This is a genomic window from Glaciihabitans sp. dw_435 (assembly GCF_018449675.1).
Classification (GTDB): Bacteria; Actinomycetota; Actinomycetes; order Actinomycetales; family Microbacteriaceae; genus Glaciihabitans.
The window spans coordinates 1-12,530 of sequence record NZ_JAAVUZ010000015.1; the positions used below are offsets into that span (position 1 = coordinate 1).

The window sequence follows — 12,530 nt, forward strand, 5'->3', positions numbered from 1 at the left end:
AACGGCCTAACTGGACCGCTTTTTCGTTGAGACCGGCCCCCGGCCCCCGAAACCGCGCGAGTTCGGCGCCGGAATGACACCTTCCTGCCGCCAAGCGGGCGAGTGCGGCGCGCACATCGCACCCGTCCGGGGCGATCGACGCGAATCAGGCGAAAAATCGGCCAGTGGAGCCCTCAATCCGGGCGAATTCGGCGCGCGTGGACCCGAAAGCGGCGCATTCAACGCTCCAGCCGTGCGCTTGACGCGCGCTCGGACCGGAAAGCGGGCGAGTTCGCTGAAAACGGGCCAGCGCGCTTGACCGTTTTCAGCGCATTCGCCCGTTTTCACGAAAATAGGCCCGAGGACCCAGGGCATGGCGCCCAGCGAGGCCGCAATCTGGGCAAATCGGGTGCAGGTGACAGCTCTCGGCCGCGATCGTTGGCCGTCCGGGTCGGTGTCGGCGGGTAATGGGCGCCGAGGGCGAACCAGAGAGCAACCCGGAGGGAGAAACTTGCGGCTGGCGGGAGCTAAGACTCCCGCCGCTTGCCAGCATCTCCCGCCAAAGCCTGCAACTACTCCCGCCAAAGCGGAAACGAGGTGCGGGTGGGCCCTACGGCGTGGGCTGCCCGACAAGGGTTGGCAAGGCGGTCGAGTAGACCCAGTCCTGCACGAGACGCTCGGGCGCCCGGTCCCCGGAATACGCGCAACTGAACTCGACGAAGATCTCTGCGGACACGTTCTCGAATTTGCGGTCGTCCACGTAGGTGCGCAGCAGCCCGAAGAAGCGCTCGTCGCCGAGGTGCAGCCGAATCGCGTGCAGCGCCAGCGCACCTCTCTTATAGACGCGGTCGTCGAACATGTCGGCGGCTCCCGGATCACCGATCACGATCTCCTTCGGCAGACCCTCGAGCCGACGGGCGGCCGCGATCGCGTTCTCGTGGGCGGACTTGCCACCGCTGCCCTCCGACCACAGCCACTCGGCGTAGCAGGCGAAACCCTCGTGCAGCCAGATGTCTTTCCACAGCGCCACGGTCAGGCTGTTGCCGAACCACTGGTGCGCGAGCTCGTGCGCGATCAGCCGGTCGCTGCCGTGCAACCCGTCGACGTGGTTACGCCCGAAGGTGGCGAGCGCCTGCGACTCCAGCGGGATCTCCAGCTCGTCATCGGTCACGACGACGACATAGGACGAAAACGGGTACGGCCCGAAGAGCTTCTCGAACAGCGCGAGCATGTCACCCAGGCGGCCAAAGTCGACGGCGACATGGTTAGCGAGGTCCGCAGGGTGAAACACCTGGTGAGGAACGGGGGCGGATGCCACGGCCGTCGCCTTGTAGCGTCCGATCTGCACCGTGGCGAGGTAGGTAGCCATCGGTTCGGGCGACTCATACACCCAGGAGGTGCGCCCGGCCCGGGTCATCCGCGAGACAAGCGAGCCGTTGGCGACGACCGTGTACGGGGCCTCACAGCTGACCGCGATGCGGAAGCCTGCCTTGTTGCTCGGGTGGTCGTTGCACGGGAACCACGACGAGGCGCCGCTCGGCTGGCTGGCGACGAGCACGCCGTCGGTGAGTTCTTCCCAGCCGACATCGCCCCAGGGGCTGCGCACCGGATGCGGGGCGCCGCGGTAGCGCACCTCGACCTCGAACTGCTCACCCGCCTCGATGGTGTGCGCGGCGGTGATGACGAGCTTGCGCGCGCTATGGGTGTGTTTCTGCACCCGCACGCCATCGATCAGCACCTTCTCGACGGTGAGGCCGGCAAGGTCGAGGCTGAAGCGATCCAGCGGCATGGTCGCCCGCGCGGTGATGGTCGCGATCGCGCTCAGGCGATTCGTGGCCACCCGGTAGTCGAGCTCGAGGTCGTAGAACTCGACGCTGTAGCCGTCGTTTCCGGCAGCCGGAAGGTACGGGTCCCCGGCCGAAGCGGAGCCATAGGTTGCGTTCGGATTCTGGGACATGAGCGTGCTCAAGTATTCCACGGCGGTGAACGCCACGGCGCGATCGGATTGCCCGACCACAGCGACCCCGCCGGCACCCGCTCGCCCCGCATCACCAGTGACGCGGCGCCCACGGTCGCGTCGGCGTCGATGGACGCGGCCGGCAGAATCACGCTGTGCGGCCCAAGCGTCGAGCCCGCGCCGAGCGCCACCGTGTCGAGCTGCATGATGCGGTCGTGGAAGAGGTGCGTCTGCACCACGCACCCGCGGTTGATGGTGGCGCCATCGGCCAGGGTCACGAGATCCGCCTCGGGCAGCCAGTACGACTCGCACCACACGCCCGAACCGACCTTCGCGCCCAGCGTGCGCAGCCAGAACGCGAGCGCCGGCGTTCCCGTCGCGGCCTGCGCGAACCAGGGGCGGGCGACCATCTCCACGAAGGTGTCCTGCACCTCATTGCGCCAGATAAAGGAGGACCAGAGTGGATGCTCCGACTCCGCGATCCTGCCGACGAAGGCCCACTTCGCCACCGTGGTCACGCCCGCGGCCACCGCGCCGGCGGCCAGCATCATCACGCCCGACAGCGCGAGCGCCCACCAGGGTCCGATCGCGATCCACAGCAGCTCGAGGGACGCGAGCACGCCCAGGCCGATCCACGCGGACACCATCACGGGCACGATACGCAAGATCTCCCAGAGGGCACGAGCCACGCGCAACCGCAGCGGCGGAAGGAAGGTCCTCGCCTCGTCGGACTCGGTGGCCGTCCGCCGCAGTCGCACCGGCGGGTTGCCGAGCCAGCTCGATCCGCGCTTGGCCTTGCGCGGGGTGGCCGACAAGACCGCCACGAGCGCGTTGCGCGGCACGCTGCGGCCGGGTCCGGTCATCCCACTGTTCCCCAAGAATGCGCGCCGACCGATCTTGGCGCGACCAATGTGCACCCAGCCGCCGCCGAGTTCGTAGGTGGCAACCATGGTGTCGTCGGCGAGGAAGGCCCCCGGTGCGATGGTCGTGAGCTTCGGGATCAGCAGCACCGTCGACGCCTCGACATTCGCGCCAACTGTCGCCCCGAGCAGGCGCAGCCACAGCGGCGTAATCAGGCTCGCGTACACCGGGAACAGCAGCGTGCGGGTGGCGTCGAGCATGCGCTCGGTCATCCACACCTGCCAGCCGATGCGGCTGCGCACCGGGAAGTGTCCCTCGGCAAGCCCCAGGCCGAGCAGCCGCACGACGGCGATCACGAGCACCGCGTACACGATCCCTGCGGCGATCACCGCGAGCGGCACCCCGAGCGCCGCGCGCAGCACGGTCTGGCCGAACTCGCTCGCATCGCCGATGGTCGCGGCCACGACGAGCAGCCCCACGATGACCGACAGTGCGGGGACAGCGGATGCCCCGACCGAGCCGAGCGCGTAGGCGACGAGCCAGCGGCGGGCCGACGGCGGACGTTCCGCGGGCCAGGGCCTGCGCGCCGAACCGACGCGCGTGGCGGGAGATCCGGCCCAGCGTTCACCGTCGGGAACGCTACCGCTGACCGCGGATCCCGGTTCGATCTCGGAGCCACGCCCGATGTCGGTTCCGCCGAGCAGGGTGCTGCGTGAGCCGATCTTGGAGTCGGCGCCGATGTGCACGGCCCCGAGGCGCAGCTGGTCGCCGTCGATCCAGTAGCCGGCGAGGTCGGTCTCGGGTTCGATGGCGGCGCGGGCGCCGATCGTCAGCATGCCGGTGACCGGAGGAAGGGAGTGCAGGTCGACGCCCTGGCCGATCTTCGCGCCGAGAGCGCGGGCGTAATAACTGATCCAGGGGGCGCCGGCGAGACTGGCGGGATCCACCAGCAGGGCAACCTGTTCGGCCAGCCAGAGGCGCAGGTGCACGGAACCACCGCGCGGGTAGTTGCCGGGCTCGACTCCGCGCAACAGTAGGCGTGCGGCCACCACGCTGATGGCCATCTTGCCGAGCGGCGTGATGATGAGCAGGTACCCGGCAACGATCCACCACCAGTTAACGGTCGGCGCGAAGGTCACGTCGGCCCACGCGGTGAGGAGGTTGTTCGCGGCGGCGAGGTACACCAGCCACTTCAGGCCAACGAGCACGTGCAGCGGGATGCCGAGCAGGGTCTGGGCGATGCGGCTGCCGAGCGGGGTGGGCAGCACCGAGCGTTCGCGTGCGCTCGCGATCGGCACGCGCGAGTCGAGCTCGTCGGCGAGGGCGCCGATGCGCGGCTGGTCGTAGATGTCGGAGACGCGGGTGTCCGGGTAGCGCTCGCGGATCGCAGACACGAGCTGGGCCGCGGTGAGCGAGCCGCCACCGGAGGCGAAGAAGTCCTCGTCGGGCCCGGCGACCGGGGAGCCGAGAATTGCGGTCCACTTCTCGGCGAGCCACTCGGCGGTCGGGGTGAGGCCGGCTCCGGCGCCCTCGCCGTCGGCCGCGCCCACGAGGGGCCACGGCAGCGCGGACCTGTCCACCTTGCCGGAGGTGCGGGTCGGCATGGCGTCGACGACCGCGAGCAGGGGAACCATGGCGGCGGGAAGTTCGTCGCGGATCGCGTCGTTGGCTGCCGCACGGTCGAATTCGGCGCCGTCGGTGAGGGTGATGTAGCCGACTAGCAGCTTGTTGCCCGCGGCGGACGTCTGCACGACGGCCGCGGCATCCGCTACTCCGTTCAGCGCGCGCAGCGCTGCCTCGATCTCGCCCAGCTCAATGCGGCGGCCACCGATCTTGATCTGGTCATCGGCGCGGCCGAGGAACACGAGCCCCTCCGGCTCGAAGCGCACGAGGTCGCCGCTGCGGTAGGCGCGCTCCCAGCCGGGCCCGAGGGACGGCATCGGTGCGTACTTCTCGGCGTCCTTGGCCGGGTCGAGGTAGCGCGCGAGGCCGACTCCCCCGATGATCAGTTCGCCGCTCTCGCCCTCGCCGACGGGCTCGCCGCGGTCGTTGACGACGGCGAGATCCCAGCCGTCGAGGGGCAGGCCGATGCGCACCGGGCCGGGGCCGCCGAGCAGGGACGCGCAGGCGACGACGGTCGCCTCGGTCGGGCCGTAGGTGTTCCAGACCTCGCGCCCGCGGGCGGAGATGCGGGCGACGAGTTCGGGAGGGCAGGCCTCGCCGCCGAAGATCAGCAGGCGCACGAGTTCGAGGGATTCCTCGGGCCAGAGCGACGCGAGCGTCGGCACCGTCGACACGATGGTGATGCCGTGCGCGATGAGCCACGGGCCGAGGTCAACGCCCGAGCGCACGAGCGAGCGCGGCGCGGGCACCAGGCACGCGCCGTTACGCCAGGCGAGCCACATCTCCTCGCACGACGCGTCGAAGGCGACCGAGAGGCCGGCGAGCACGCGGTCACCGGGGGCGATCGGATCGCCGGCGAGGAACAGCTGCGCCTCGGCATCGACGAACGCGGCGGCCGAGCGGTGCGACACGGCCACGCCCTTGGGCACGCCGGTCGACCCGGACGTGAAGATCACCCAGGCATCGTCGGTGGTGCGCGGTGCGCTGACCGTGGCGATGACGCCGGTGCCGCCGACGGTGAGCAGGTCGGGGGCGAAGCCATCCGGGATCGGGCGGTCCGCCAGCGCGTCGGCGTCCACCACGTCGCGGGTGACAAACACCCCGCCCACGCCGATCACTCCGACGACGTGGGCCTCGCCGAAGACGAGACGAGCGCGGTCCTCCGGGTCATCCGCGTCCACAGGCACGTAGGCGGCGCCGGCAACCAGCGTCGCGAGAATGGAGATGTAGAGGTCGCGACCGCCGGACGGAATGCGGATACCGACCTTGTCCCCACGGCGCACGCCCGACTCGACGAGGCCGACCGCGCGTTCGTTGACGATGCCGAGCAGGCTGCGATAGGTCAGGGCGCCGTCGGCGTCTTCAAGGGCGAGGGCGTCGGGATGACTCTGCGCCGTGGCCACCAGAATGTCGACGAGCGTGCGCGCCTCGGTCACCCGTGATCCCGCCAGAAGTACGTCCTGCTGCAGGGTGATCTCGCTCACTGCATCCTCTCCGACGGCACCTCAGATATGAGGATCATTGCGCCAGAGGGTACACGCCTCGGGCAAACGGTGAGGGCGCCAACGGGGCCCGGTGTTCACCCGTTGTTTACCTGCGGGTGGCGCTCGCGACTACTTGACGCTCCAGTACATGATCTTCACGTGGGGCTGCTTCTTCGTGTAGGCCCAGTCGACGTTCGCGTACTGCTGGTGGTTCGTGTGCGCCGCGTACAGGAGGGTGATGTGACCGTCGGCGTCGACGGTCTTCTTCGAGATGATCGCCGTGTGGTTGGGGCTACCGTTGCCGTCCCAGTCGAACTGCACGATGTCGCCGACCTTGACCGAGGCACGCTGCTTCTCGGTGAGGGCGGTCGCGAGCTTGGGGCGCGCCTTCAGGTAGTTGCGCAGCGCGGTGGATGAGCTCCAGCTGGCGCTCATCTTCCACCCGCCGTTGTTGTACCAGGAGTTGTTCATCTTCCAGCCACGGGCGAGCAGCACCTGGCTGGCGAAGTTCACGCAGTCGTTGTTCGCGATGTACACCCAGCGCTTGGTGCCGCGGGTGTTCCAGTTGTCGAAGGCGTAGTTCATTTCCTTGTCGACCGCGCTGACCACCTTGTAGGTGAAGATGAGCGGGGTCGAGAACCGCTTGAGGGTGGTCTTCTGCGTGAGGATCACCGGGACCCTGCCGGGCTGGTAGTTGTACGCGGCGCCCAGAACGAAGATCATGCGGGTGTTCGAGGTGACCCGCAGGCCGGTCGCGCGGGTGCCGCCGAAGTCGACGGCGACTACCGAGCTGAGGTTGGTTCCCGTGATGACGATCGTGCGCGCCCCGGCGGTGTGCCCGGACGAAATCGACATGAGCTTGGCGACGGGGGCCGGGATGACCGGTGCCGGAGGCTTCGGCGTCGCGGTGGGCGTCGGCGTTGCCGTCGGCTTCGGGGTGGGTGTCGGCGTCGCGGTGGGCTTCACCGTGACCGTCGGCTTCGGCGTCGCAGTCGGCTTCGGCGTCGCACTCGGGGATGCCGTGGGCTTCGCGGTGGCGGTCGGCGCCGAAGTCGGCTTGGCCGTCGCCGACGGAGTGGCGGAGGGCGTGGCCGAGGCGGTCGGGGATGCCGTGGGACTGGGAGTCACGCTCGGTGTCGCGGAAGGCGTCGCGCTGGCCGTGGGTGCGGTCGTCGGCACGGGGGCCGCCGACGCCGCCATCGGAATGGCGAGAGCCAGAACGAGACCGGCGGCGATCGAGATACCGGCGCGGGCGCGCGCGCGGCGGGTCGAGGGCAAATCGTGCGGTGTCATGGCTCCAGGCACTGCGATTCAGCGAAGCGAGGTGCCGTCAACTCGCGCAGTGCTCCCGAGCATATACAAACGGTGGAACGTTTAGTCCACCTATTTTGACCAGACCGGGCGGAACTGCACGCTGATGCGCGGCCCGACCGCCTGCTTCGTCTTGAGGATGGCGTGCTCGTGCGTGCGCTGGGCGCTGCCACCCATCACCACGAGGTCGCCGTGGCCGAGCGGGAACTTGCGGGTGAGTCCGCCACCCTTGGGCCGGAGTGACAGCGTGCGCGCCGCTCCCACCGAGAGAATCGCGACCATGGTGTCGCGGTCGATGCCCGCACCGACCCGATCCCCGTGCCACGCGACGCTGTCGTCACCGGTGCGATAAAAGCACAGGCCAGCGGTCTCGAAGACCTGGTCTTTCGGACGCCCGTAGTAGTCGTTCAAATTCGCCTGCGCGTCGAACAGGCTGGGATCCGGAAAGCGGGAGCCTGCGCCGTACCAGGAGACGAGACGCGGCACCTCGACCACGCGGTCGTACATCGCGACGGTGTCGGCCTTCCAACTCACGCGGTCGACGAGGCGCTCGAACAGGGCATCGGAGTTGGTGACCCAGCCCGGACGGATGTCGAGCCACGCACCCTCGCCGAGCTCGATGCGGGTGACAAATCCGGTGAGGGGGTTCAGTTCGGGGTCGGCGGTGAGGTCGTCAAATATCGAGGCTTGGAAGGTAATGCTCATGACCTCAGCCTAAAGACATTCGAACGTATGTTCTAGTCACGAGAAAGTTTTTCGGCCACACTTGACGTTTCGATACATACCGATATATCGTTAACGCATCGCCGAAGAACATGGCGAAGAATCACATCGGGTGATTCACTCGAAGGGACTTACACCTCATGAACACCACTGAAGACACCACCGACAACACCGCTGACAACGCCACAGACGGCGTCACGACCGACACCACGTCCACCGACGAATCGGCCACCACCCACACCGACACGCACGACCGCGGACGCGGACGCGGAAAGCGCGGTGGCCGCGGCCACCATCACCACAACCACGAGCACTTCGTCCGCGGCTTCGCACCCCAGGGTGTCGACCCTCGCCAGTTCAGCCCGCAGGGCTTCGGTCCGCAGTACGGCCCCCAGGCATTCGGCCCGCAGCAGTTCGGCCCCCAGCAGGGCTTCGGACCGCAGGCTGGGTTCGGCCCGCAGCAGTACGGCCCGCAGAGCTTCGGCCCGCGCGGCTTTGGACGCCGTGGGTTCGGCCCCGGCGCCTTCGCCGCCGCGGCGGGCTTCGGCCCGTTCGCCGGACGCCAGGCGCCCAAGAAGGGCGACATCCGCCTGATGAATCGGGCCAGCAAGCTGTTGCACACCCTCCGCGAGTACCGCGGCACCGCCACGAAGGCGCAGCGCGCCGAAGCCATCGCCAAGCTCGACGAGACGATCACCGAGCTCAAGCGCATCATCGCCGGCTAGCCATCACCGCATGGCACCACGCCAGCCGGTGATACGCCAGGCAGCAGTAACCGAAGGCCCGCACTCATTCCCGAGTGCGGGCCTTCGTTGCGCTACGCGGGGTCGACGGACTCGCGGCGAAGGGAAACGATGCCCGGGCCATCCGCTCAATCAGGTCGTAGTCGATCGCCGGATACGGGAAGTTCACCGAATCCTTGGCTGCGCGGTACGGGGCGATGTCGAGCTCGAAGGCCTCGTCCATGCGCGGTACGGGGTAGAGGCCAACGTGCTTTTTCCAGGCGGCGTAGTGAATCGCGTAACTGCCGCCCAGCATGACGGCTGGCATGTCGTAACGGATCTTTTCCTCGGCGCCGGGAACGGCCAGGAGCAAGCGCTTTCGGACCTCGCGCAGGATGTGCTGCACGTCCTCGGGGAATGAGTCGATGTACTCGTCAACGTTCGCGTAGGTGTCAGCCACGATGCCCTCCTGTGAGTCAGGCTAGTCCGGGTCCCCGGCCAGGGCTCAACCCCTCTGTGCGAATCGCAGCCACTTTTGGATGCGCGGGCCCGGCGCTATTGGTTGTAGGTGGGAGAGTCGGCGTCGTAGTCGGGGCCCATGATCGCCCGAACCCGCCGCACTTTCTCGGGATCCGACAGGTGGTCTGCAACAGAGCCAGGCTGATCCGGACCGAATCCACTCACTCTGACCCATGTCACCCAACGGGCATCGCCTGCCGAGTACGAGACCTCGCAATAGATCGTGTACTGGTCCGGAGATTGGCTCTCGGCCCACGTCTCAACCTCGCGGAGATCCCGCGCGTCGAGCACGCGCCGTGTCTCAACACCGAGGTAATCCTTGACGGTCCAGAACTCGACCATGTAAGTCGGGTGAGATTCGACGCCACCGTCGCCTTCGTCATCGGCAAAGGTGTGCTCTTCGACTCGCATGGCTCAGTGAAGCACAGCAGCCAGCGGCATTTGCTCCGGGCTACGCGGCGGACGCCTGCGAGATGCGCACCATGTTGCCCGAGGGGTCGCGGAATGCGCAGTCCTTCGGACCCCACGGCTGGTCGATCGGTTCCTGCAGAACCTCGGCGCCCGTCGAGAGCACCTTGTCGAACGCGGCATCCACGTCTCCGGAGCTGAAGACCAGCATGGGCAGCACACCCTTGACCATGAGCTCTTGGAGCGCGTCGCCGTCGGCCTGCGACCGGCCGGCATGCGGCTCCGAGATCACGATGGCGAGGCCGGGTTGCGTCGGGCTTCCCAGCGTCACCCAGCGATAGCCATTGGATGCCACGTCGTTCTGCACCTCGAGACCGAGGCCATCTCGGTAGAAGGGCAGGGACTCATCCACGTCGTTGACGGTGATGTTGCGGTACTGGAGATTTATGCTCATGCGTCCACGTTAGGAAACGGGGACGAGGTCCGCTTCTTCGATCCTGCTCGGTTGCGCTCGGGTCTGCTGCGCTGGCGCCTGTTGCGCTCGGGCGGGTCGGGTGCGGAGCTTGGCCACACACGCGGGCATGGCGTCGACGGCGTGGTGATCCATCGCGCGGTAGGCGCTCGGGGTCACGCCGACGATCTCGGTAAACCGCGAGCTGAAGGATCCGAGCGAGGTGGACCCCACCTCCATGCAGGCGTCGGTCACCGACATCCCGAACCGAAGCAGTGCCATGGCACGTTCGATGCGCCGCGTCATCAGGTAGCTGTAGGGGGTCTCGCCGTAGGCCGCGCGAAATTGGCGCGAGAAGTGCGCCGGAGACATAAAAGCTCGACGTGCCATGGTCGGCACGTCGAGCGGTTTCGCGTAGTCGCGATCGATGAGGTCCCGCGCGCGTCGCAGCGATGCGAGTGCGGCGAGGTCCTGCGGGAGCATGCGATGAGGCTACACCGCACGCCTGCCCGCGGAACAGGCGTTACGCGGTGGGGAATTCGTAGGTGGCGCCGTTGCCGAAACGCTCAGTGAGAGCGAAATCGAAGTCGGCGTCGGAGATGTCGAAGATGCCGTGTTCGGCAGCATTCGAGCGGATGGCGGCGAGCTCACGGGCTCGCGAGTAGAACATCGGGTCGGTGGCGAGAAGTGCGTAGCCGCCGACGATGAACTCGACGTTTTGGCGTGAAAGGGTATTCGTGTAAGTCATTGCTGTAGTGCTTTCGTTTAGTGGCGCTGATTCGCAGCGCAGTATCGCGGCGAAAATGCCGCAGGCGAGCCATCGATACTCGATCGAGCTGGATGGCTTCGAGTTGTGTGCCGACGGTGTCGGCGGGGTTTCGCGCTGTCTGCTCTGATTTCAGCGGGCGCTTCTGGAAGAAATCCGGTGCGCGGCATTCACAGGGGAATGGCGTCCAGAACAGATTTCTCGATGTCCAGTGCCTTCAGCATACGCTATTTCGGCCACACGTGTTGTGAAACGTACAAAGTGACCGGTCGGTCGGTCTCGGAATCCTCCAAACCGGGGCGACGCGGCCCGCCAAGCCTTTGCTGCCCGGCCAACTGCGTGCCACCTGCTCTCCGGCCGTTTCACCTGCCCCGCGCCAGCCCCGCGCCGGCTGTTTCGCCAGCCCCGCGCCTGCCCCGCGCCAGATTAGGAACTTTTGGACGAATTGACCCAGCTGCGGAGCCTGGGTCGCTCGAGAGGCGAAAACTCCGCATGTGGAGAAGCGGGGGTGCGGCGCCGGGGTCGGAAACAGCCGCCGGGGCGTGGAGGGGGCCGCGCCGACGGACGGACAGTGGATGCCCCGGGGCTACGGAATCATGCGGGCTGCGCGGTACCTCGCGAAGAGGTCCGCAAACGCCTGCTCGGTGCGACGGAATCCCAGGAACCCGGCCACCCGGCTCTTACCCATGTCGGTGACGACCTCCATCTCGCGGCCGAGGTCGGCGTCGGTGTGCCACCACGACGCGATGCGTCCGAGGTCGGGCTCGACCAGTCCGTTGCGCTCGACGATCGTGGCCCAGACTCCCTCGAGCCCGGCCATCTGCTGCTCGAGCGGACGCGGCTCGGTGTCGAATCCCTCGACGAGCGCAGGGTCGATGCCGAGGTGCGCGGCGAGGCGCGGCCACATCCAGCGCCAGCGGAAGACATCGCCGTTGACGATGTTGAACGGCTCGTTGGCTCCGGCCGGATCGGTCGCGGCCCAGATCATCTGCTCGGCGAGGATGCCGGCGTCGGTCATGTCGGTGAGGCCGTTCCACTGCGCCTCGCTGCCGGGGAAGATGAACGGACGGCCAAGCTCTTTGGTGATCGCGGCCTGCGCGGCGATCGTGAGGCCCATGTTCATGGCGTTGCCCACGGCGTAGCCGATCACGGTGTGGGAGCGATGCACCGACCACGTGAAGTCCTGCCGCTCGGCGGCCGCGAACAGCTCGTCCTCCTGCGCGTAGTAGAAATTGGGGGTGTCGAGGCGCGGCTCCTCCTCGTGGAACGGGGTATCAGGCATCTCGCCCGCGGCGTATGCCTCGAACGGGCCGAGGTAGTGCTTGAGCCCGGTCACCAGTGCGACGTGCTGCACCGGTGCGTGGTCGAGCGCGGCGAGAAGGTCCCGCACCATTCCGGCGTTGACCTCGATGTTCTCGGCCTCGGTGGCGCGGCGCGACCAGGCGGTGAAGAACACGTGCGTGGGCTTGGCCTCGGCGAGCGCGGTGCGCAGGCTGTCGGGGCTGAGCAGATCCGCGGCGATGCCGGTGACGCCGGGCGAGGAGACCGCGGAGCGCGACAGCCCGATGACGCTCCAGCCGTCCGTCACGAGCTGCTCGATCAGTGCGCCGCCGGTGATGCCGCTGGCGCCGACCACGAGGGCGGTGCCGGTTTCGGACGGATGGGCCAGGTGATTGCCGTTACTCATTAGGAGTACAAGGCGCGCGCGTGGCGATGCATTCCGCCC

Annotated in this window: 11 protein-coding genes; 1 reads left to right on the forward strand and 10 read right to left on the reverse strand. The window is 67.7% G+C overall.

Annotated features, from left to right (window positions below):
* Window positions 1-589: 589 nt before the first annotated feature.
* The 4 genes from HB677_RS15135 to HB677_RS15150 form a co-directional block, all read right to left on the reverse strand.
* Window positions 590-1,936: a M1 family metallopeptidase gene (locus HB677_RS15135; RefSeq protein ID WP_213816574.1), complete on the reverse strand. Its 1,347-nt coding sequence runs from the start codon at window positions 1,934-1,936 to the stop codon at window positions 590-592.
* 8 nt (window positions 1,937-1,944) lie between these two features.
* Entirely contained in the window at window positions 1,945-5,904 is a 3,960-nt protein-coding gene (locus HB677_RS15140) for a Pls/PosA family non-ribosomal peptide synthetase (protein ID WP_213816575.1), read from the reverse strand.
* A 129-nt stretch (window positions 5,905-6,033) separates the two neighbouring features.
* On the reverse strand, window positions 6,034-7,197 hold the full coding sequence (locus HB677_RS15145) for an amidase domain-containing protein (protein ID WP_213816576.1): 1,164 nt from the start codon (window positions 7,195-7,197) through the stop codon (window positions 6,034-6,036).
* 90 nt (window positions 7,198-7,287) lie between these two features.
* Window positions 7,288-7,920, reverse strand: a complete 633-nt coding sequence (locus tag HB677_RS15150; protein ID WP_213816577.1) for an alpha-ketoglutarate-dependent dioxygenase AlkB — start codon at window positions 7,918-7,920, stop codon at window positions 7,288-7,290.
* Between the two features lie 158 nt (window positions 7,921-8,078).
* Here HB677_RS15150 and HB677_RS18595 point away from each other — a divergent pair, with 158 nt between their 5' ends.
* A complete protein-coding gene (locus HB677_RS18595; protein WP_255546654.1) occupies window positions 8,079-8,663 on the forward strand; it encodes a hypothetical protein in 585 nt (194 codons plus the stop codon).
* Window positions 8,664-8,727: 64 nt separating this feature from the next.
* Here the strand turns inward: HB677_RS18595 and HB677_RS15160 are convergent, their stop codons facing one another.
* The 6 genes from HB677_RS15160 to HB677_RS15185 all read right to left on the reverse strand — a co-directional run bounded on the left by HB677_RS15160 (window position 8,728) and on the right by HB677_RS15185 (window position 12,491).
* A complete protein-coding gene (locus HB677_RS15160; protein WP_213816578.1) occupies window positions 8,728-9,120 on the reverse strand; it encodes a DUF1801 domain-containing protein in 393 nt (130 codons plus the stop codon).
* 95 nt (window positions 9,121-9,215) lie between these two features.
* Window positions 9,216-9,590, reverse strand: coding sequence for a hypothetical protein (locus HB677_RS15165; protein WP_213816579.1), 375 nt, complete (start codon window positions 9,588-9,590; stop codon window positions 9,216-9,218).
* Window positions 9,591-9,630: 40 nt separating this feature from the next.
* Complete coding sequence (locus HB677_RS15170; protein WP_213816580.1) at window positions 9,631-10,041, reverse strand: VOC family protein; 411 nt, start codon at window positions 10,039-10,041, stop codon at window positions 9,631-9,633.
* Window positions 10,042-10,050: 9 nt separating this feature from the next.
* Window positions 10,051-10,521 (reverse strand): helix-turn-helix transcriptional regulator, encoded by a 471-nt coding sequence (locus HB677_RS15175; RefSeq protein WP_213816581.1) that lies wholly within the window; start codon window positions 10,519-10,521, stop codon window positions 10,051-10,053.
* Window positions 10,522-10,561: 40 nt separating this feature from the next.
* Window positions 10,562-10,786, reverse strand: a complete 225-nt coding sequence (locus HB677_RS15180) for a hypothetical protein (protein ID WP_213816582.1) — start codon at window positions 10,784-10,786, stop codon at window positions 10,562-10,564.
* A gap of 604 nt (window positions 10,787-11,390) precedes the next feature.
* Window positions 11,391-12,491, reverse strand: coding sequence for an SDR family oxidoreductase (locus HB677_RS15185; RefSeq protein WP_213816583.1), 1,101 nt, complete (start codon window positions 12,489-12,491; stop codon window positions 11,391-11,393).
* Window positions 12,492-12,530: the final 39 nt, after the last annotated feature.

Bases quoted from the DNA above. Each gene is read 5' to 3' on its own strand.
- HB677_RS15165 (WP_213816579.1), bottom strand. From the start codon at position 9,590: ATGCGAGTCGAAGAGCACACCTTTGCCGATGACGAAGGCGACGGTGGC.
- HB677_RS15145 (WP_213816576.1), bottom strand. From the start codon at position 7,197: ATGACACCGCACGATTTGCCCTCGACCCGCCGCGCGCGCGCCCGCGCC.
- HB677_RS18595 (WP_255546654.1), top strand. From the start codon at position 8,079: ATGAACACCACTGAAGACACCACCGACAACACCGCTGACAACGCCACA.
- HB677_RS15135 (WP_213816574.1), bottom strand. From the start codon at position 1,936: ATGTCCCAGAATCCGAACGCAACCTATGGCTCCGCTTCGGCCGGGGAC.
- HB677_RS15175 (WP_213816581.1), bottom strand. From the start codon at position 10,521: ATGCTCCCGCAGGACCTCGCCGCACTCGCATCGCTGCGACGCGCGCGG.
- HB677_RS15150 (WP_213816577.1), bottom strand. From the start codon at position 7,920: ATGAGCATTACCTTCCAAGCCTCGATATTTGACGACCTCACCGCCGAC.
- HB677_RS15170 (WP_213816580.1), bottom strand. From the start codon at position 10,041: ATGAGCATAAATCTCCAGTACCGCAACATCACCGTCAACGACGTGGAT.
- HB677_RS15180 (WP_213816582.1), bottom strand. From the start codon at position 10,786: ATGACTTACACGAATACCCTTTCACGCCAAAACGTCGAGTTCATCGTC.
- HB677_RS15185 (WP_213816583.1), bottom strand. From the start codon at position 12,491: ATGAGTAACGGCAATCACCTGGCCCATCCGTCCGAAACCGGCACCGCC.